Below are 1349 nucleotides of genomic sequence, written 5' to 3' on the forward strand. Positions count from 1 at the left end.
ATTTTAAACTTTGCGCAGGATTATACCGTTAGAAGAGGCATAAACTTCACCAACGTTAGAAAAGAACGGACCAATAACAGTAAACCTGTCCGCCTTTGGGATATTGAGAATTTCGCGGCAAGTTATGCTTATACCCAATATAATCATCGCGATTTTATTAATCAGAGCAGTATTCAGAATACCTATAGGGCATCGTTACAGTACAGTTATTCTAAAGAAGCCAAAACAATAGCGCCGTTTGAAAAGATTATTAAATCAAACATGCTGGCTTTATTGAAGGATTTTAACTTCAGTATTTTCCCAAGTGCCATTAATTTCAGGATTGATGTAGACCGTTTATATTCAGAAAATACCTTACGGAATAACGATCCGAATAATACCATCGGGGTTTACCAGAGTGGTTATGGTACCACCTTTAACAAAAACTTCACCATGAGTAGGATTTATGGTGTAGCCTGGAACCTTACCCGTTCGTTACAGTTAGATTTTAATGCCACAAATTATTCGATCATTGATGAACCGGATGGAAGACTTGACGGTTTAAAACGCGATACCGTTTGGCAAAACTTAAAACGTTTAGGGCGTACAACCGATTATAACCATAATTTAAACGTTACCTATAACCTGCCAATTGATAAAATACCGGGACTAAACTGGATTACCGTTAAAACCCGTTATGGTACCAACTTTAACTGGCAAACTGAGCCGCTTTCTACTTTACGTGATCCGAATATTAATTTGGGTAATACGGTACAGAACAGCAGAACGGTACAGGTAAACCCAACCTTAAACCTAACTACTTTATACAATAAGTTTGGTTTTATCAGARAGGCGGGCAACGACCAGGAAGGAAGTGGTGCTAAGACATTTTTTATTAATCTATTAACGAGTGTAAAAAACGTTAATGCCAGCTTTGTACAAACCAAAGGTATTTTCTTGCCAGGCTATCTGCCAACCACTAAGTATTTTGGTATCGATAATGTAACGGGTGCACCAGGTTTGGRCTTTGCTTTCGGCAGTCAGCGCGATATTCGTGATATGGCCTTAAACAATGGATGGCTCACCACCGATACCTTGCAGAATCAGTTATATGTAAACACACTCAGAGAAGATTTTCAGCTTACCGGGCAGGTAGAGCCATTTAAAGATTTACGGATTACGCTAAAGGCCAATAAGGCGCAAACAAGAAACTTTTCTACCAATTTCAGGTATGTAGCCAGTGTATCATCGTTCGAAAACTTAAGTGCCATTACCACGGGCGATTATAGCGTATCGTATATTGCTTTGGGTACAGCTTTCAAAGAAAATAACTCAACGGTGATTTCGGGTCTGTTTAATCAGTTTATGGC

Annotated in this window: 1 protein-coding gene; it reads left to right on the forward strand. The window is 39.0% G+C overall.

From position 1 onward, the window contains the following. A partial coding sequence (sov, locus tag AC1DND_RS27980) for a T9SS outer membrane translocon Sov/SprA (RefSeq protein ID WP_477586133.1) occupies positions 1-1349 on the forward strand: 1349 nt, incomplete at both ends.

Source organism: Pedobacter sp. 01N416 (assembly GCF_056399685.1).